This is a genomic window from Pseudomonas sp. PVC-3-1 (assembly GCF_057444315.1).
On sequence record NZ_CM172023.1, the window covers coordinates 4,320,445 to 4,339,425 of the forward strand.

16 protein-coding genes are annotated in these 18,981 nt (G+C 63.6%); 9 read left to right on the forward strand and 7 right to left on the reverse strand.

Annotated elements, in window-relative coordinates; genetic code table 11:
• Window positions 1–35 precede the first annotated feature (35 nt).
• The gene (locus AC2T4A_RS19980) at window positions 36–905 is read right to left on the reverse strand and encodes a DNA-binding protein (protein WP_045217895.1); all 870 of its coding nucleotides are present in this window, start codon (window positions 903–905) and stop codon (window positions 36–38) included.
• Between the two features lie 87 nt (window positions 906–992).
• Between AC2T4A_RS19980 and AC2T4A_RS19985 the strand changes: the two genes are divergently transcribed.
• The gene (locus AC2T4A_RS19985; protein ID WP_045217896.1) at window positions 993–2,114 is read left to right on the forward strand and encodes a site-specific integrase; all 1,122 of its coding nucleotides are present in this window, start codon (window positions 993–995) and stop codon (window positions 2,112–2,114) included.
• 410 nt (window positions 2,115–2,524) lie between these two features.
• Here AC2T4A_RS19985 and AC2T4A_RS19990 read toward each other — a convergent pair.
• A protein-coding gene (locus AC2T4A_RS19990) for an IS3 family transposase (protein ID WP_156160533.1) occupies window positions 2,525–3,675 on the reverse strand; the annotation gives its coding sequence in 2 pieces (ribosomal slippage) (window positions 2,525–3,432 and window positions 3,432–3,675; 1,152 coding nt in all).
• A 40-nt stretch (window positions 3,676–3,715) separates the two neighbouring features.
• Complete coding sequence (locus tag AC2T4A_RS19995; protein WP_486741596.1) at window positions 3,716–4,177, reverse strand: hypothetical protein; 462 nt, start codon at window positions 4,175–4,177, stop codon at window positions 3,716–3,718.
• 330 nt (window positions 4,178–4,507) lie between these two features.
• Here AC2T4A_RS19995 and AC2T4A_RS20000 point away from each other — a divergent pair, with 330 nt between their 5' ends.
• Window positions 4,508–6,481: an alkyl/aryl-sulfatase gene (locus tag AC2T4A_RS20000; protein WP_486741597.1), complete on the forward strand. Its 1,974-nt coding sequence runs from the start codon at window positions 4,508–4,510 to the stop codon at window positions 6,479–6,481.
• Between the two features lie 49 nt (window positions 6,482–6,530).
• On the opposite strand, the gene AC2T4A_RS20005 is transcribed toward AC2T4A_RS20000, so the two are convergent.
• Window positions 6,531–7,433 carry a LysR family transcriptional regulator gene (locus AC2T4A_RS20005; RefSeq protein WP_478378891.1) on the reverse strand — a complete coding sequence of 301 codons (903 nt, stop codon included), beginning with the start codon at window positions 7,431–7,433 and terminating at the stop codon, window positions 6,531–6,533.
• A gap of 110 nt (window positions 7,434–7,543) precedes the next feature.
• On the opposite strand from AC2T4A_RS20005, the gene AC2T4A_RS20010 reads away from it, so the two are divergent.
• The 5 genes from AC2T4A_RS20010 (at window position 7,544) to AC2T4A_RS20030 (ending at window position 12,860) form a co-directional block, all read left to right on the forward strand.
• Entirely contained in the window at window positions 7,544–8,017 is a 474-nt protein-coding gene (locus AC2T4A_RS20010) for a MaoC family dehydratase (RefSeq protein WP_416750420.1), read from the forward strand.
• Window positions 8,014–9,162, forward strand: a complete 1,149-nt coding sequence (locus tag AC2T4A_RS20015; RefSeq protein WP_486743702.1) for an acyl-CoA dehydrogenase family protein — start codon at window positions 8,014–8,016, stop codon at window positions 9,160–9,162. Before AC2T4A_RS20010 ends, AC2T4A_RS20015 begins: the two co-directional genes overlap by 4 nt.
• An 8-nt stretch (window positions 9,163–9,170) precedes the next feature.
• A complete protein-coding gene (locus tag AC2T4A_RS20020; RefSeq protein WP_486741598.1) occupies window positions 9,171–10,169 on the forward strand; it encodes an acyl-CoA dehydrogenase family protein in 999 nt (332 codons plus the stop codon).
• Window positions 10,170–10,230: 61 nt separating this feature from the next.
• Window positions 10,231–11,550 carry an MFS transporter gene (locus tag AC2T4A_RS20025; protein ID WP_486741599.1) on the forward strand — a complete coding sequence of 440 codons (1,320 nt, stop codon included), beginning with the start codon at window positions 10,231–10,233 and terminating at the stop codon, window positions 11,548–11,550.
• A 26-nt stretch (window positions 11,551–11,576) separates the two neighbouring features.
• Window positions 11,577–12,860: a CaiB/BaiF CoA transferase family protein gene (locus AC2T4A_RS20030; RefSeq protein WP_486741600.1), complete on the forward strand. Its 1,284-nt coding sequence runs from the start codon at window positions 11,577–11,579 to the stop codon at window positions 12,858–12,860.
• Window positions 12,861–12,980: 120 nt separating this feature from the next.
• Here the strand turns inward: AC2T4A_RS20030 and AC2T4A_RS20035 are convergent, their stop codons facing one another.
• From AC2T4A_RS20035 to epsC, 3 genes are all read right to left on the reverse strand, one after another.
• A complete protein-coding gene (locus AC2T4A_RS20035; RefSeq protein ID WP_486741601.1) occupies window positions 12,981–13,841 on the reverse strand; it encodes an SDR family NAD(P)-dependent oxidoreductase in 861 nt (286 codons plus the stop codon).
• Window positions 13,842–14,031: 190 nt separating this feature from the next.
• On the reverse strand, window positions 14,032–14,895 hold the full coding sequence (gene dapA, locus AC2T4A_RS20040; protein ID WP_486741602.1) for a 4-hydroxy-tetrahydrodipicolinate synthase: 864 nt from the start codon (window positions 14,893–14,895) through the stop codon (window positions 14,032–14,034).
• A 342-nt stretch (window positions 14,896–15,237) separates the two neighbouring features.
• A complete protein-coding gene (epsC, locus tag AC2T4A_RS20045; protein WP_416750432.1) occupies window positions 15,238–16,191 on the reverse strand; it encodes a serine O-acetyltransferase EpsC in 954 nt (317 codons plus the stop codon).
• 382 nt (window positions 16,192–16,573) lie between these two features.
• On the opposite strand from epsC, the gene ssuD reads away from it, so the two are divergent.
• Both ssuD and AC2T4A_RS20055 read left to right on the forward strand, forming a co-directional pair.
• Window positions 16,574–17,710, forward strand: a complete 1,137-nt coding sequence (gene ssuD / locus AC2T4A_RS20050) for an FMNH2-dependent alkanesulfonate monooxygenase (protein ID WP_486741603.1) — start codon at window positions 16,574–16,576, stop codon at window positions 17,708–17,710.
• Between the two features lie 220 nt (window positions 17,711–17,930).
• On the forward strand, window positions 17,931–18,836 hold the full coding sequence (locus AC2T4A_RS20055) for a hypothetical protein (RefSeq protein ID WP_486741604.1): 906 nt from the start codon (window positions 17,931–17,933) through the stop codon (window positions 18,834–18,836).
• Window positions 18,837–18,981: the final 145 nt, after the last annotated feature.

The window sequence follows — 18,981 nt, forward strand, 5'->3', positions numbered from 1 at the left end:
AAAGGAAGCGGGACCACGGTGCCATCCAATTCGCCTTATGACTCTACCGCGGCGTCGACTTTTGGCCGCTTTCGCTGCGAGGTGCGAGCTCGCTTAGTGCGTGCCGGCTTCAATTGCTGTGCTAGCGTCGCTGCACGCGCCGACTCCACGGCGGCCACTTGTTGCGCCTGGCGGAGCTGCTCCAGGGCGCGATCTAATCGCTGACGCAATTGCTCCAATTGCTTGTTGGCAGCCTTCAGTTGCACGGTAGTTACCTTACCCTCCTCCCGCGCGCGATCCACTTCCTGGTGCGAGCGGTCCTCGACACCGCGGACGTAGGCCGCTGTCGCCTCACGCTCCTGGCTCAGCTGCTGCTGCACGCCCTGCAGCGCCTGGCGCAGCGTGCTGGACTCCTGCAGGGCGACGCGACGCTCCTCGCTCAACACCGCACTGCGTTCCTGCCACTCGTGCAACTGCGCCTGCTGTTGCTCGAGCAAGCGCTCCAGGTCGGCCAGCCGAGTCTCCGCCATGTACTGCGCGGCCTGGGCCGCGGTGACTTGCTGGCGCGCCTGAGCTTCGGCCTGGCGGCTCTCGTTCTCCACGGCGGCAGCGCGCAGCCGTTCGGTTTCCAGCAGCACGCGCCGCTCCGCGAACGCCTGCTCGGCAACGCCATCGGCGAGCAACACCGCCTGCTGCCAAACCGCGACAAAGGCTTGCGAGACATCCGCTGGCAACGCCGGCAGGCGGGTTTCGCCGCGCAGGCGCTGGGCCAACTGCGCCCACCACTGATCGAGCAGCGCCCCCACCCGCGCCGGGCTGCCGCGACCCAACTCCAGGCGCACGCGCTCCACGGTCGGTCGCTCCCCGCGTTCAAGGACCGCATCCGCGGCGGCAAATACCGCCTGTTCCGCTACGCCTACCGCCATGGCCTGCCTCCGGCTATATTAGGTCTGATAAACAAATGTTATCCGACCTTATTTAATATTAATCTATTTTTTAATACGTTGAACGTAATGAATAATACGATACTACCCCTGCACGGTGAAATCGCCCCGCTGGCCGTTGATCGTCTCGACGCCGAGGCCCGCGCCGCAGCAGCAGCCTTCGTGGCGGCCGGCACCGCCGCCAATACCGTACGCAGCTACCGCAGCGCCCTCGCCTACTGGGCAGGCTGGCTGCAACTGCGCTATCGCCGGCACCTGGAGGACGGCGCCCTCCCGGAAGCGGTAGCCGTACAGTTCCTCGTCGATCATCTGGCTCGACCGGTGGAGGGAGACTGGCAGCAGCTACTGCCGCCGGCACTGGACGCTGCTCTGGTGGAGAGCGGTGTCAAGGCCAAGCCCGGGCCGTTGAGCTACAACACCGTGCGCCATCGCCTGGCGGTGCTCGCCAAATGGCATGATCTGAAGAGCTGGCCAAGTCCGACCGATAGCGCGGCGGTGAAAACGCTGCTGCGCGAGGCGCGCAAGGCGCAGTCCCGCCAGGGCGTCAGCGTGCGCAAGAAAACCGCGGCGGTGCGAGAACCCCTTGAAGCGATGCTCGCCACCTGTACCGACGGGGTGCGTGGCCTACGCGATCGCGCCCTTCTTCTGCTGGCCTGGAGCGGCGGCGGCCGGCGCCGCTCGGAAGTGGTGGGACTGCAGATTGGCGACGTGCGCCCGCTGGACGCGGACACCTGGCTGTACGCCCTAGGGGCAACCAAGACCAAAACCGAGGGAGTGCGCCGCGAACTGCCATTGCGCGGCTCGGCAGCACAAGCATTGACCGAGTGGTTGGCAGCGGCACCGGCTACTACGGGGCCACTCTTCCGTCGGGTGTACAAGGGTGGGCGCGTCGGTACTGATGAATTGTCTGGTGACCAGGTAGCGCGCATCGTGAAGCGTCGCGCCGTGCTGGCCGGCCTGCCTGGAGATTGGGCTGCGCACAGTTTGCGTTCAGGCTTTGTCAGTGAGGCTGGACGTCAGGGAGTCCCCCTCGGCGAGGTCATGGCCATGACTGAACATCGCTCTATCCCCACTGTGATGGGGTACTTCCAAGCAGGCACCCTGCTGAACAGCCGCGCCGCACACCTACTTGCATTACCGCTGAATACGCAAGCTGACGCATCAAAAAGTTCGGAGACACGACAGGCATAAGAATCATTACTGATAAAGCAAGCCCACCCTTAGCAAGGATAGCCTGACACCTGACCGCCGACGCCATTGATCCATGGCCGAGAACCTCTAAACACTCAGAGGACTTTAGTCTGCCGCACTCGAAATGAGTGCCTCCTGTACGTGAGCTCATAATTTTTGACGCTCCATTCTACCAATACTAGAGTTTCTAAAGCTCCGCGTGAATACCACTCCCAAGCACCGCTCATTGGTGAAAATACATAGAATTTTCAACCAGATACGAAAAAGGAGGTGCAATGAAAGAGCAAGGGATAGTCATACCAGCTGCTAGGCGACGCTACGCACTGGCTTTCGATAAGCGTTCGGCGGCAACGGAGAAGGCATATCTTCATGCTGTAAATTATTATAGAGACTGAATCGCCCCGGCTTTCCTAGACACTCTCCAAGCTTTGGAAGTAGCGCTTTTCAAACTCCACTGGCGATAGCTGCATAGCGCTGCTGTGCCGGCGTTTGGGGTTATAAAACATCTCGATGTAATCGAACACATCACTGCGGGCTTCTTCGCGGGTGCCGTAGGTTTTCCGTCGGATGCGCTCCCGCTTCAGCAACTGGAAAAAGCTTTCCGCTACCGCGTTGTCGTGGCAGTTGCCACGTCGACTCATGCTGCTGCTTAGGTTGTTAGCCTTGAGGAAACTCTGCCAGTCCGAACTGCTGAACTGGCTACCCTGGTCGGAGTGGATCATCACTTCCTGCTTGGGCTTGCGCCGCCACACCGCCATCAGCAGGGCATCGATGGCCAGGTCGCTGCACATTCGTGACTTCATCGACCAGCCGATCACCTGGCGTGAAAACAGATCTAGCACTACCGCTAAGTACAACCAGCCCTCATAGGTCCGGATGTAGGTGATGTCGGTGACCCAGACCTTGTTCGGCTCACTGACGTTGAACTGCCGCTCCAGGCGATTGGGCGAAGCCACCGCCGGCCGGCCGCCATAATAGCCGGGATGCCGCCGATAGCCGGTTTGTGAGCGCAGCCCTTCTCCCCGCATCAGGCGAGCCACGCGGTGCCGGCCACAGGACTCCCCCAGCTCACGCAGGTCGTCGTGAATCTTGCGATAGCCGTAGACCCCACCGCTTTCCAGCCAGGCGTGTTTGATCAACCCGAGCAGGCGCTGATCTTCCTTGGCGCGCACGGATTTCGGCTCGGCCAGCCAGGCGTAGTAACCGCTGGGATGCACTTTCAGGGTCTGGCAGAGGCGTCGAACCGGGTACTCCACCGACAGCTTGCTGATGACGGCGTACTTCAGCCGCACTCCTTGGCAAAGTACGCGGCGGCCTTTTTTAGAATGTCTCGCTCTTCGGTCACTCGCTTGAGTTCGGCGCGCAGACGACGCAGTTCGGCCTGCTGATCGTCTTCTTGCTGCCGCTGCTCCTGGGGCTTGCTGTAGCGCTTGATCCAGACATACAGGCTGTGCACCGACATGCCTAACCGCGCTGCCACCTCGGCTACGGGGAGGCCGCGCTCAGTCACTTGCTTGACCGCTTCGATTTTGAATTCTTCGGGGTAACGCTGGTTGCTCATGGCACCTCCTAATGGGCCTCATTATGAGGCTTGGAGGTGTCTACGAAACTAGGGGCGATTCATCCCTTATGACAGACTCTACCGAGCTAAGAACAAGCGTTGCGCCAACCTTCCTACCTCTACGGCTAGAAAGCATACAACTAGGCCCTTCATCTTCATCATATTTTTGAACAATTTGATAAGCTCGGGGTTCGCTGACATTCATTTTTTTTGCGAGCAATGACAGAGCGCTCTTATCACGAGCCCCCTGCAAATATCTAACTACCTGATCGAATCTAAGTCTTGCCTGCTGCCAAGCCTCTTCGCTAGCCACTAATGCGTCAGGCTTTTCGGGCTTTTCCAGAGCCTCAATGCGAATTGGAGTAAGCTCGCCGATGGGTACCACTTCGTAACGTGACTCGTCGGCAAGATAGACCTGCACTTTGTCAGGCGTAAGCGATGCTTGATAGGTGCATTGCACGCCTCTCCAGAGCAAGGCCTGTCCCTTTTTCATTTTTTTCATTGAGCCACCGCCAATGAAGAAACTGCTGATCAGCTAATTGCAATAATCAAAGCAAAAATTCAGCTAAATGCAATTTTTAAAGCAAGATGCCCTCTCCCAGCGAAGACGTATTTATTTTTCCCTATTAAAATCAACAAGATATTGATTATTAAAATTAACTGAATACGACACCTGTCCCTCTCCCCCGTCCTTGTTGGCCGAATTCACCCGGTCAGGTGATTGGCAGCCCCCCAGTCCCCCGCTCAAATGCGTCGCATGCACAGAGCACCGCCGCCCTATGTCGGTGAGCGGTCATGAGCCTGACGAAAACGACAAGACCAAGGAGTTCCCGTGAAACACCTTTCGCTGCTTCACTACTGCCTGACCGGCGCCCTTGCCGCCGGCCTGAGTCAACCGCTGCTCGCCGCGCCCTCTGCCCAGCCCGCCAGCGCCATCACAGCGGCAAAGAACGCCGATGTCCTCAAGGCCCTGCCGTTCAGCGATCGAGACGACTACGAGTCCGTTACCCGGGGGTTGATCGCGCCTTTCCAGGGTCAGATCAGGAACGCTGCCGGGAGCGTGGTATGGGATACCCAGCCGTATGGCTTCCTCAGTGCGGACAAGGCGCCCGACACGGTCAATCCCAGTCTCTGGCGCCTGGCACAGTTGAATAACCATGCCGGGCTGTTCCAGGTTGCCGAGCACATCTACCAGCTGCGTGGCATGGATGTGTCGAACATGACGGTCGTGGAAGGTGAAAGCGGCCTGTTCGTCATCGATCCGCTCACCACCGAGGAGACGGCCCGCACGGCGCTGGCGCTGTACTACCAGCACCGCCCGCATAAACCCGTAGTGGCCGTCGCCTACAGCCACAGCCATGCCGACCATTTTGGCGGCGTGCGCGGGGTAGTTGACGAGGCTGACGTGAAGAGCGGCAAGGTAAAGATCTATGCGCCGTCCGGGTTCATGGAACACGCGGTCAGCGAGAACATCCTGGCCGGCAACGCGATGATGCGTCGTGCGCAATTCCAGTTCGGCACCCTGCTGCCGGCGGGCGACCGCGGGCAGATCGATGCCGGCATGGGCAAAGTGCTCCCAGCCGGCGGCACGCTGACGCTGATTGCCCCAACCAATCTGATCAAGGCTACCTTCGAGAAACATGAAGTGGCCGGCATTCAGGTGGAGTTCCAGTTGACCCCGGGCACCGAGGCCCCGGCGGAAATGAACTTCTTCTTCCCGCAGATGCGCGCACTGTGCATGTCTGAAAACACGACTCAGATGATGCACAACCTGCTGACTCCGCGCGGGGCCCTGGTCCGTGATGCCAAGGCCTGGGCCGAGTACATTGACGACAGCCTGCAGCGTTACGGCGACAAGACCGACGTCATGTTCGTCTCGCACAACTGGCCGACCTGGGGAGCCCAGCGCATCCAGACCTTCCTCGCCGACCAGCGCGACATGTATGCCTTCCTCGACTCACGCGCACTGCACTTGATGAACCAGGGCCTGACGCCGACGGAAATCGCCCAGAAGATGGAACGTCTTCCCGGCAACCTCGAGAGCAAGTGGTACACCCGCAGCTACTATGGCTCGCTCAGTCACAACTCGCGCGCCGTGTACCAGCGTTACCTCGGCTACTACGACGGCAACCCGGCCAACCTCAACCCGCTGCCGCCGGTTGAACTGGGCCAGCATTACGTCGAAGCACTCGGCGGTGCCGATGCCGTCCTCAAACTGATGAAGGACGGCATCGACAAGGGCGACTACCGCTGGGCCGCCACGCTGGGCAACAACCTGGTGTTTGCCCAGCCGGACAACCAGGACGCCAAGGCGCTCCAGGCCCAGGCCCTCGAGCAATTGGGCTATCAGGCCGAGAATGCGCTGTGGCGCAACATCTATCTCACTGGCGCCATGGAGCTGCGCAACGGCGTGCCCAGTAACGGGACAGGTTCGGTTCGCACGGACCTGATCAAAGCCATGTCGCCGACCCTGTTCTTCGACTACCTGGCTGTTCGTCTGGACAGTGACAAGGCTGAGGGCCACGACATGGTGATGAACTGGGTGTTCGATGACCTAAAGGAAAACTATGCGCTGACCTTGCGCAACGGCGTGCTGACTCACCGTAACAATCAGCTGGCGCCCAAGGCCGACGTGACCGTCAAGCTGAGCAAGGCAACCCTGGACCGCATCAGTCTGCGCCAGCTCGATTTTCCCACTGCCATCAAGCAGGGCGACATCAAGCTCGACGGCGAAGGCGCAAGACTGGGTCAGCTCCTTGGGATGATGGACAGCTTCACCCCGCAGTTCAACGTGGTCACTCCCTGATACCACCTCGCTTCCGGCCGCCCATTGGCGGCTGGAAGCCCCTCCCCGGTTATGCGCTGGCCACCGCCAGCAACTCCACCGCCACATCGCGAAACTGACGCACGACGCGGCTTTCGTTCTCCGGGTTGTAGACCAGGGCGAGCGCCACGGTGCGCTCCTGGTGCGGCGTCTCCAGCTCCAGGAAGCATACCGGCGCCGACGAGCTCTGCGCGTGCAGCGCCGGCACCAGCGCCACGCCCAAACCGCAGGCCACCAGGCTGATGGCAGCCTGCACCTGGGTGGTGGAATGCACCAGCTGCGGCACGAAGCCTGCCGCCTGGCAGAGCTGCAGCAGCACGTAGTGCAGGCCTTCGGTGTGCGGGTAGTCGATCAGCGGCTGCTCGGCGACCTCCGCCAGGTGCACGCGACGGCGCCCGCTCAGGGCCAGCGGGCTGTCCTGCGGCACGACCAGCATCATCGGCTCCCACACCAGCGGGATCAGCTTGAGCGCCGTCGGCTGCGGCAGCGGGAAGCGCACCAGACCGACATCAGCGCCACCGTTCTCCACCAGCTCCAGCACCCCGCTGGATGGCAGCTCGCGCAGCTCCAGGGCAATGCCCGGATAGCGCCGGCGGAACTCCGGGATCAGCCGTGGAATCAACGAAAGCGTCGCCGACCCCACCGACCCCAGTGTCAGTTGCCCGCGCTCGCCTGCTCCCGCCTCCAGTGCATAGCGCCGCGCCTGCTGCAGATGCAAGAGCGCCTTGCGAAGCTCCGGCAGCACCGCCTGGCCTGCCTCGGTGAGAGCCACCTGGCGCGTAGTGCGCTCGAAGAGCGGCAAACCAATCTCCTCCTCCAGCTTGCGGATCGACACCGACAGCGGCGGCTGGGACATGTGCAGGCGCTCCGCTGCCTCGCGGAAATTCAGGGTCTCCGCAAGGGCGAGGAACTGATGAATCTGGCGCAGCTCCATACTGATACTCCATGTGTATCAATCGTTATCCAAATAATATTGGATGAGTACGAACGCTGACCATAGCCTGACCCCACTCGACGACAACAATCCCAACAGGAGAGTGATGCATGGCACACAACGAAATCGCCCTCGGGCAAGGCTACTACTGGCAGGAAATCGAAGCGGGCCAGCGCTTCCGCACTTACCGCCGGACCGTCACCGAGGCTGACCTGATCGGTTTCGTCGGCGTCACCGGGCAGACCGAAGTCATCTTCATCGACAGCACCTTCAACGGCGCGATCCAGGGTCGCCCGGTGCCGGCTGCGCTGAGCTACAGCCTGATCGAAGGCATCCTCATGCAGACCATGCTGCAAGGCACCGGCCTGGCCCTGCTGGAACTGCACAAGAGCGTGAAAGGCCCGGTGGTCGTAGGCGACACCCTGGAAGCCGTGGTGGAGATCGAGGAAGTCCGCCCGACCTCCAAGCACAATCGCGCTGTGGTCACCTCCCGCGTCTTCATACTCAACCAGCGCGAGGAAACGGTGATGGAGTACCAGGTCAAGCGCCTGCTCGCCGGTCGCCCCGAGCGGAGCGCCGGCTGATGCTTGAAGCCCTCGATTTCCGCGCACTACCGGCGCGGCACGAGGCCTTGCGCGAGGAGCTGCGCAGCTTCCTCGCCGAGCGCCTGCGGGACTATCCGACCGATCTGCGTGCGCGCAGCTGGCAAGGCTTTGATGCCGACTTCAGCCGTGCCCTCGCCGAGCGCGGCTGGGTCGGCCTGACCCTGCCGAGCGAATACGGTGGCGCCGGCCTCGACCCGCTGGCACGTTTCGTCGTGGTGGAAGAATTGCTCTGCGCCGGTGCGCCAGTGGCGGCGCACTGGATTGCCGACCGCCAGAGCGGCCCGCTGCTGCTGCGTTTCGGCAGCGAGGAACAGAAACGCCTGCACCTCCCAGCGATCTGCCGGGGCGAGCAGTTCTTCTGCATCGGCATGAGCGAGCCGAACTCCGGCTCGGACCTGGCCAGCGTGCGCACCCGCGCCGAACCCAATGCCGGCGGCTGGATGCTCAATGGTCAGAAAATCTGGACTACCTACGCCCAGCACAGTCACTACATGATCGCCCTGGTGCGCACCTCCGGCAGCCCCCAGGATCGCCATCGCGGGCTGTCCCAGGTATTGGTCGACCTGTCACTGCCCGGCGTGAGCATCCGCCCGATTCGCGACCTCACCGGGGCCGAGCATTTCTGCGAGGTGTTCTTCGACAACGTGCAGTTGCCGGCCCAAGCACTGGTCGGTGAAGAAGGCGAAGGCTGGAAGCAGGTCGCTGCGGAGCTCGCTTTCGAACGCAGTGGGCCGGAACGCATCTACTCCAGCATCGCCCTCCTCGACGCCTGGCTCAGCTGGCTGCGTGACCAGCCCCAATCGGGACAGGAGCGTCTGCTGGGACAACTGCTGAGCGAGTTGATGGTCTTGCGCGCGCTATCGGTCAGCCTTGCGGCACAGCTGGCGGATGGCCGCAGCCCGGTGGTGGAAGCCGCGCTGGTCAAGGACCTGGGCACCAGCTTCGAGCAGTCCATTCCGACGCTGTTGGGCGACCTGCTCGGCGCCGTGGAAGGCGCGGCCGTCCCGCCGCTGTTGCAACGCACCCTCGCCTACCTGGAATGCATGGCCCCGGTGTTTTCCCTGCGCGGCGGCACCCGCGAAATCCTCCGCGGCGTAGTCGCCCGCGGCCTTGGCTTGCGATAGGAAACCCCATGAGCCTCGACAACCTGATACTCGACGCCTTCGGCCAGTGGCTGGAAGGCGAAGTCACCGCCGAGCGCGTGCGCCGTATTGACCTCGGCGAGCCCGACGACGCGCTGTGGCGCTCCCTGGCCGAACACGGCTTCGCCGACCTGCTGCTGCCTGAAGAGCTCGGTGGCGCGGCGGCAAGCGCGGAAACTGCCTGCCATCTGCTCTTCGCCGTTGGGAATGCGGCCCTGCCACTGCCCATTGCCAGCACCTGGTGGGTGCGCCGGGCTCTGGCCGAAGCCGGGCTCGCGCTGCCTGAAGGCCCTATCGCTCTGGCCAGTGGGGAGCGCGATGACCAGGGCCTGCGCTGCCATCGCGTGCCGTTTGCCGCCCAGTCGCGCTGGGTGCTCGCGGCGCTGCCAGAAGGTGCCTGGCTACTACCGGTGGACTGCGCACAACGCCGCGCGGACGGCGTCCACGCCAGCGCCACCGAGGAACTCTTCTGGCCCGAAGCTGCCGGCGCCGCCCAACAGCTTCCTTCAGATCGGGACTGGCGTGCCCTGGGCGCCGCCTTCAGTGCTGCGCTGATCGCCGGTGCGGCCGAGCGGGTGCTGCAACTGACCCTGGACTACGCCAATACCCGCCAGCAGTTCGGCAAGCCGGTGGGGACATTCCAGGCCGTCCAGCAGCAGATCAGCGTACTCGCCGAGGAAGTCTTCGCCGCGCGCATGGCCGCGCAACTGGCGCTGCGCGGGCCGACCTGGCCGCAAGGCATCCCGGCGGCCGTGGCCAAGGCCCGTTGCGCAAGCGCCGCGGTACGCATCTGCAGCATTGCCCATGGGGTCTTTGGCGCCATCGGCGTCACCGAGGAATGCGAGCTGCAGCTCTACACCCGGCGCCTCTACGCCTGGCGGTCGGACTTCGGCAGCGAGGCGTACTGGCAGCCGGTGGTTGGCCGTGCAGCGCTCCAGGAAGCCGGCGACAGCCTGGATTTCCTTCGTCGGCACCTGCCCGTCGCCTGATCTGTGCCGCCCACGAGGCGGCACACCGTGCTTCTCATAACAATGACAATGGAGAACACCGATGGCCCACATCCTCAGCCAATCGCAGCGCGCCACATTAGCCGGCGCTACCAGCGCTCCCCCCATCGCCTGGCGAACCATCATTGCCGGCAGCGTCGGCAACACCGTGGAATGGTTCGACTGGACGGTCTACACCGCCTTCGCGCTCTACTTCAGCCACCAGTTCTTCCCCTCGGACAACGAAACCACCGCCCTGCTCGCCACCTTTGCAGTATTCGCCATCGGCTTCGCCATGCGTCCGCTGGGCGGCTGGCTGATCGGCGTCTTCAACGACCGCGCCGGGCGCAAGGCTGCGCTCAACCTGACCATCCTGATGATGGCGCTGCCCTCGCTGCTGATCAGCCTGATGCCCACCTACGCCAGCATCGGCATCGTCGCGCCGGTCCTGATGTTGTTGGCGCGCATGGTCCAGGGCCTGTCAGTCGGCGGCGAGTATGGCGCCGCCGCGACCTTCCTCGCCGAATCGGCGCCGGCCAGTCAGCGCGGCCTGTACTCAGGGTTCTTCTTCGCCAGCATCGCTCTCGGCCTGCTGTTCGCCTCAGGGCTTGCCTGGGCGCTGAGCCAGTGGTTGAGCAAGGAGCAACTGATCGATTACGGCTGGCGCATTCCCTTCTTCATCGGCGGCCTGGGCAGCCTGGCCGGCTTCTGGATCCGCCACGGTGTGGACGAGACAGCAACCTTCCGCAAAAGCCATGAACAGCGTCGCGGCCAGCGCGTCGAGCGGCCCCTGCGCACGCTCTGGCGCGAACATCCGCAAGCGGTAAAGCGACTGGTCGGCATCAGCCTGTTGGGCGCCTTTGCCTTCTACTTGTTCGTCAGCTACCTGCCGGTGCACGCCATCCGCACACTCGGCGTGGCGCTGGGCACCGCCTATGCGGCCAGCAGCCTGGCGCTGGTGGTGTTTATGATTTCCCAACCGCTGTTCGGCTGGCTGTCCGACCGTATAGGCCGGCGCCCGCAACTGATTGTCTTCGCCCTGGGCTATGCCGCGCTGCTGTACCCGGTGGTTAATTCGATGAGCGCTTCATTCGCCTCGATCCTTGCCGTCGAACTGTTCGGCCTGTTGCTCTACGGGCTCTATTCAGCCATCGCCCCGGCGATCAAGTCGGAGCTGTTCAGTACCGACATCCGCGCCCTGGGCATTGGCCTGCCCTACAACCTGGTGGTGGCAATCTTCGGCGGTACCACGCCGTATCTGATGACCTGGCTGCAGAGCCGCGGCCAGGAGCAGTGGTTCCTGGTCTATGTCTCGATCATGGCAGTGATCACCCTGGTGGCCTTCGTGCGCATGCCGGAAACCCGTGGGAAAGACCTGCACTGAAGCCCCGAAATGGATTGGAGACCAACATGAGCAATACCCGAACCTCCCAACAGGGCGCGCTTTCCGGCCTGCGCGTGCTCGACCTGTCGCGTGTCCTCGCCGGGCCCTGGGCTACGCAGGCGCTCGGTGACCTGGGGGCGGACGTGATCAAGGTGGAGCGCCCCAGTCGGCGTGACGACACACGGACCTGGGGCCCGCCCTTCCTCGAAGACAGCAACCCGACCTGGGACGCCGCCTATTACTTCTGCGCCAACCGCAACAAACGCGCCATCGCCGTGGACTTCGGCCATCCTGATGGCGCCGAACTGCTGCGCCGCCTGGCAGCGTCGGCGGACGTTCTGGTGGAGAACTACAAGGTCGGCACCCTCGCTCGCTATGGCCTGGACTATGCCTCCCTGAAGGCAATCAACCCGAAGCTGATCTACTGCTCGGTCACCGGCTTTGGCCAGACAGGTCCCTACGCCGGACGCGGCGGATATGACTTCCTGGTGCAAGGCATGAGCGGATTGATGAGCATCACCGGGCGTCGTGACGATGAGCCGGGCGCCGGGCCATTGAAGGTCGGCCTGCCGGTCAGCGACCTGTTCTGCGGGCTGTACGCGACCATTTCGATTCTCGCTGCGCTGAATCACCGCCACAGCAGTGGCGAAGGCCAGCATATCGACTGCGCGCTGCTCGACAGCCAGCTGTCGCTGATGGCCAACCAGGCCATGAACCACCTGGTCGGCGGGCAGGTACCGCAACGACTGGGCAATGCCCATCCCAACGTAGTGCCCTACCGCGACTTCGCCTGCAGCGATGACTACATCCTTGTGGCCTGCGGCTCCGATGGTCAGTTCCAGGCACTGTGCCGCCTGTTGGGTCGCGATGACCTCGGAAGCGATCCGCGCTTCACCCGCAACCCCGGGCGCAGCGAACACCGCCGGGAACTGGAGGTGGAACTGGCGAAAACCATCGCCGGGTGGCACGCCGCTGATCTGCTCGCGGCCATGGAGTCAGCAGGCGTACCGGGCGGCCCGATTAACAACCTGCAGCAGGCCCTGGCCGACCCGCAGGTACAGGCGCGTGGTCTCTTGCAGACCCTGACCCGCCAGGACGGCACAGCGGTCACCCTGCTTGGCTACCCCGCACGGTTTTCCGCCTCGCCGCCCAGTTACCGCCTGGCGCCACCGGTGTTCGCCCAAGATACGGCCGAGGTGCTGCGGGAGTATTTCAACTTCACAGAAAAACAGTTGGCCGACTTGATAACCAATGGCGCAATTGCCGTTGGGCGATTCCGCTCGGAACCGGCATCAAAGGTCTGCGACTAAGCGCCCTCCTCTCACTCTTCACGTCGAGACCCGACGCATCGCTGGCGGGAGGCCGCACCTGGCTCCATCCAAGAAAAAAGCCCAGGCGCGAGCCTGGGCTTTTCGTTCTGCCAGAGAGTCTCAGCTGTCGAGGCGCTGCACGGCTCCCGGATCGATATCGGCACTGCCGTTGCGGGCTCGCTCCTCGGCGAGGCGTGCGCCTTCGGCGGCTGTGAGCGTGAATAGCCGCTCAGGATCGACGCTGCGCAGGTGCAGGGCGAGTTTCTCCGTGCCCTCTGCGACTTCTATGCTGCGCTGGCCGGCCGCCAGGCCTTCGACGATGCGCCGGGCGGCCTCTTCGGCGGGCATGCCGTTGTCGATATTCATATCGGAGCGGCCGCGCCGCGCACCGTCGCCGCCCAGCGCGTTGAGCGCCACGCCAGTGCGCACCGAGCCGGGCAGGATCACGCTGACGCGGATGCCATGGGCCTGTTCGACTTCGGCACGCAAGGCCTCGAAGTAACCGATCACCGCGTGCTTGGCGCCGCAGTAACCGGTGCGCAGAGGAGCGCCAACCTTGCCGGCCACCGAGCTGACAACCGCCAGTTGACCGCTGCCCTGGGCAACCAGGCGCGGCAGCAGCAGTTGGGTCAGGGCTACCGGTGCCAGATAGTCGACCTCCATCAGCTCGCGGTAAACCTCGAAGCGGGTATCCAGGGCAAGGCTGCGCTGGCTGACGCCGGCATTGTTGATCAGGCAGTCGATTCGACCGTGCCAGGCCCAGGCTTGCTCGACTACCTGCGGTAGCGCGGCATAGTCAGTGGTTTCGAAGGGCAGTACCAGGGCGCGCTGCGGCGCCTGTTCGGCGACGGACTTCAGCGCGGATTCGCGCCGCCCGGAAAGGATGACGTGGGCGCCCTGTTGCAACAACAGGCGGGCCAGGGCCTCGCCAATACCGGAAGATGCCCCGGTGATCCAGACCACTTGGTGGTTGAAGTCCATGTGCCACTCCTTCTGTTGGGTAGCGGCAGTCTAGTGCGTGCCGTGCAACTCGCCCCATGTCCGCGCGGGCCAAAGCGTTGGCTCTGCGATCATCAACAGGTGGGGCTGAAATTCGCGTAACGCGTTACCGTTATACGTCCTTGATTCTGGTAACGCGTTACGATTGCGTCCAGTCCAGGCGCCGTAGCGCCTAGGCGAGGCCCGCCAGGACGGTGCGCAGTCGGTCCAGCGTTGCCGGCGTGCACGCTTGCATCGGCTCACGCACTTCGTTGGCGATCAGGCCCTGCAGGGCAAGCGCTCCTTTCACGGCCGATGGATTCGGCTCGGCGAAAGCCGCCTGCATCCACGGCAGCAGTCGATAGAAGGTCTGGCGTGCGGAGATTACATCGCCCTCCTCCATCTGCCGGCATAGCTGCACGTAGAGATCGGCGCGCACATGGGAGGAAGCCGAGATCGCGCCGGCGCCGCCCAGGCACAGGTTGGCAAATATCTGCAGGTCTTCCCCGGTGAGTACCGCTACCTGCCCGTCGGCGATCAGCGCCATGGTGGTTTCCGGATCGCCGCCGCAGTCCTTGATCGCCGCGATGTTCGGATGGCGCACGATGCGGCGCAGCGTCTCGCGCTCGATCCGCACACCGGTACGGTAGGGAATGTCGTAGAGGATCACCGGCACGCTGGCGGCATCGGCGACGGCGCGGAAGAAACTTTCCAGCCCGGTCTGCGAGGGACGGATGTAATACGGTGCCGGCACCAGTACGCCGGCAACTGGGCGACGCTGGATATCCTGCAGGAAGTCGAGCAGCTCGCGCTGGTTATTGCCCGCCAGGCCCATGACCACCTGCTGCGCGGGCACCCACTGCAGCACGGCGTCGAGCACCTCGAGCTGCTCGTCATGACTGAGCGCAGCGGCCTCGCCGGTGGTGCCGCAAACCACGAAGCCTGCGACGCCTTGCTCCAGTAAACGGGCTACCAGCGCCTGCAGGGCCGGGTAATCCACTGCGCCATCACGAAAGGGAGTGACCAGCGCCACCCAGATCCCACGAAAATTCGACATGCAAAAACTCCTGTTGGCAGACCGTCGGGTCGCCGTCAGGGAGGGGTGCGGGAATCAAGCGGGGAGAGGTTCGACCTTGCGCCTTGTGTCCTGTCAGCCCATCTGACGGGACAGCGCCCCGGTCAAATGAGCGACTGTTTCTTCGATTTCTTGGCAACGACGACGCACGCGCAGGTCCGGGCAAGGAAGCCCGAAGCGGAGAGCGAGTGGTCGTGAATGGAGAACATGGAATGCTCTTGCGTAAAAAACGGTTGCGCGAAATGTCTGACGGATACTGCTGAAGTAGCGAGGGAGCTGTCAACTCCCCCGCTTCGCTTCGCGTGTCCGCAGGCAGGCCCGGCTTCAGTCCTTCCCGCAGCGGCTTTCGTCGTGCTGCAAGCTGGCCTGGCTCACTTGACTGCCCGGCGGCACGCTGCGGGTCAGCCAGACGTTGCCGCCGATGGTCGAGCCCTTGCCGATGGTGACACGCCCCAGGATGGTGGCGCCGGCGTAGATCACCACTTCATCTTCGACGATGGGGTGGCGCGGCTCGCCCTTGTGCAACTGGCCGGTTTCGTCGGCGGTGAAACGCTTGGCACCCAGTGTCACGGCCTGGTAAATGCGCACTTGCTTGCCGATGATCGCGGTTTCACCGATCACCACGCCGGTGCCGTGGTCGATGAAGAAGCTGCTGCCGATCTGCGCGCCAGGATGGATGTCGATACCAGTGGCCGAGTGCGCCAGTTCCGAGATGATCCGGGCCAGCAACGGCAGGCCGGCGTTATAGAGGTGGTGTGCCAGGCGGTGGTGGATGATCGCCACCACGCCCGGATAGCACAGCAGCACTTCGTCCACGCTGCGCGCGGCTGGATCACCCTGGTAGGCCGCCAGCACATCGGCGTCGAGCAGCTTGCGCATTTCCGGCAGTGCGCGAGCGAAATCGCGCACCAGCACGACGGCGTGCTCATCGATCCGGCTGTCCACCACATCGCCACGCTGCCGCGCGCTGTAGCGCAGCTCCAGGCGGGCCTGCACCAGCAGCGCATTCAGGGCAGCGTCCAGGGTGTGGCCGACGAAGAAGTCCTCGCTTTCTTCGCGCAGATCATTCGGGCCCAGGCGCATGGGGAACAGCGCACTGGCCAGGCGCTCCACCACTTCTTCGATGGACTGGCGCGAAGGCAGTTCGCGGCCACCCTGCTCGGGGTGCCGGCCGGTGCGGGTGCGCCATTCATTGCGGGCGCCACGCAGGTCCTCGACGATCTGCGCCAGTTGCCAGTTCACCGGGCCATTCTCGTTCAGTCGGTTGGCGTCGTTCATCGCTTGCTCTGTTCCTTGGTATTCAGGGGCTTTCAATCACGATTGCCTATCCTGATCGGTCGCGTCGCGCAGGACAAATCGCCGGAAGGCATAACCTAATGCCTTTTTCGAAGGATGAACTGTTGCTACAGCAACAGCGAATCAACAGACGTGTTGCTCAATCAACACTGTCGAGACCTCGCGTCCCACGAAATTCGCGGCCTGCCGCTCTGGCACAGGCCTTGCTGATCAGCCAGACCCACCATGCAGCCGCCCCTCTCCCTTCTGCCTGAACCGAGCGCACGAACCGTGCCGGCTGCCGGGTCCGAATTCCAATAAAGACTTGCCACGCGTGCACCGACGGGGCGACGCCCCATTTCGACGATGGCAACAAGGACACCCCATGAGTCTGGATATTTTCTGGTTCCTGCCGACTTCCGGCGACACCCGCTACCTGGGCCACTCGGGCAGTGGCCGCCCGGCGACCAATGAGTACATGCGGCAGATCGCCGTGGCGGCCGACCAACTCGGCTACGACGGCCTGTTGATCCCCACCGGCAGCAGTTGCCTGGACCCCTGGGTGACCGCCGCCAGCCTGGTGCCGGTCACCCGGCGCATCAAACTGCTGGTGGCGCTGCGCACTTCGCTGGGCAACCCCACCGCCTCCGCACGCCAGGCTGCGACGCTGGATCAGGCCAGCGGCGGCCGCCTGTTGCTCAATGTGGTGCCCGGCGGTGACAGCACCGAGCTGGAGGCTGACGGTGTTTTCCTCAGTCACGATGAGCGCTACGCCGCGTCCGACGAGTTCCTGAGCATCTGGCGTCGCCTGCTTCAGGGCGAAACCGTGGACTACGAAGGCAAGCATCTGAAGGTCAATGGCGCACAAAACTTCTTCCCGCCGGTGCAGCAGCCCTACCCTCCGCTGTACTTCGGCGGTTCCTCCCCTGCCGCCCATGAACTGGCGGCCAAGCATGTGGATGCCTACCTGACCTGGGGCGAACCTCCCGCCGCGGTAGCCGAGAAGATCGCCGACGTCCGCGAGCGCGCCGCACGCCTGGGCCGTACCGTGCGTTTCGGCGTGCGCCTGCACGTCATCGTCCGCGAGACCAACGAGAAAGCCTGGGCAGCGGCCGAAGAGCTGATCAGCCACCTGGACGACGCCACCATCGCTGCCGCGCAAACCAACTACGCGAAGATGGATTCGGTCGGCCAGCAACGCATGGCCGCGCTTCACGGCGGTGATCGCAACAAGCTGGAAGTCGCGCCCAATCTCTGGGCTGGCGTCGGCCTGGTGCGCGGCGGTGCCGGCACTGCGCTGGTGGGTGATCCGGAAACCGTAGCCGCGCGCCTGCTGGAATACGCCACACTAGGTGTCGACAGCTTCGTGCTGTCGGGCTATCCGCACCTGGAAGAAGCCTATCGCTTCGCTGAACTGGTGTTCCCGCTGCTGCCCGGCAAAGGCCGAGTGACCGTGGATGGCGTTCTCACCGGCGGCGCCTTCGATGTGCGCGCCGGCCGGGAGAAGGAAGCGGCCGCCTGACGAACCGCGTCCCGCCCGGTTTCGGGCGGGGCGCCTGGGTTCGCAATGCCCGACATGCGATCGTGCAATCTGCCATTGCTCGTGGCGCCTTCCGGGCGATCTGCATCGCCACCTTTGTCGCTCAATATCTATCTATATGAAATATAACGAATTAATATTTTGAAATATCTGGCATGGGCGCTGCAAAGACTGCTGCAGAACAGACCAAGGAGCCCGCGCCATGATATCCAGCACCGATTCTCCTGCCGCTCTCGCCCTCGATCGCTCCGGCGTTTCCTGGGCGGCAATCTTCGCCGGCGCAGCTGCCGCCGCAGCGTTGTCGCTGATCCTCATTGTCCTCGGCTTCGGCCTGGGCTTCTCCGCCATCTCACCGTGGCCAGGCGGCGGCGGCACCTTCAAGCAGATGAGTATTTCCACCTTCATCTGGCTGGCAATCACGCAGATCCTTGCCTCTGGCCTGGGTGGCTACCTGGCCGGGCGCCTGCGGGTGAAGTGGACCAGCCTGCACGGCGACGAGGTCTACTTCCGTGATACCGCCCACGGCTTCCTGGCCTGGGCCATCGCCACGCTGGTCACCGCCACGTTGGTGGTCGGCTCGGTCAGCAGCCTGATCGGTGGCGGCGTACAGGCCAGCGCCACGGTCGCCGCCAGCGCAGCCAGTTCGGCAGGCGCCGGCGCGGCAGTGAAGAGTGGGGACGCCAACTCAGCGTATTTCATCGACACGCTGTTCCGTGACAACCGCCCGGTTTCGGTGAGTGACGATGCTGCCCACGCCGTCGCCTCGCGCATATTCCTGCGCGGCCTGGGCGAAGGTCAGCTCAACGCTGAAGACCGCACTTACCTCGCCCGCGTCATCGCCCAGCGTACCGAGATCAGCCAGGCCGAAGCTGAACAACGCGTCGACGCGGTATTCGCCCAGGCGCAGCAGGCCAAGCAACAGGCGCTTCAAGCGGCCGATACGGCGCGCAAGGTAGCTGCCGGCTCGGCCTTGTGGATGTTCGCAGCACTGCTCTGCGGCGCCTTCTTCGCCAGCCTCCTGGCCATCCACGGCGGCCGCCGCCGCGATGCTGAGCTGCTGGTGACCCATGGCCTACACGCCACCACCCACGCCCAACCCATCCGCTGACAGGAGACTGACCATGCGCTCGATCCTCCTCTACTTCCTTGGCGTGCCGATCCCGATCATCATCCTGCTCGCCATTTTTTGGCACTGACCCAAACCCGGGGCGGGCCGGTTATCCGGCCTGCCCCAGGACCTTCTCGATGTTTCT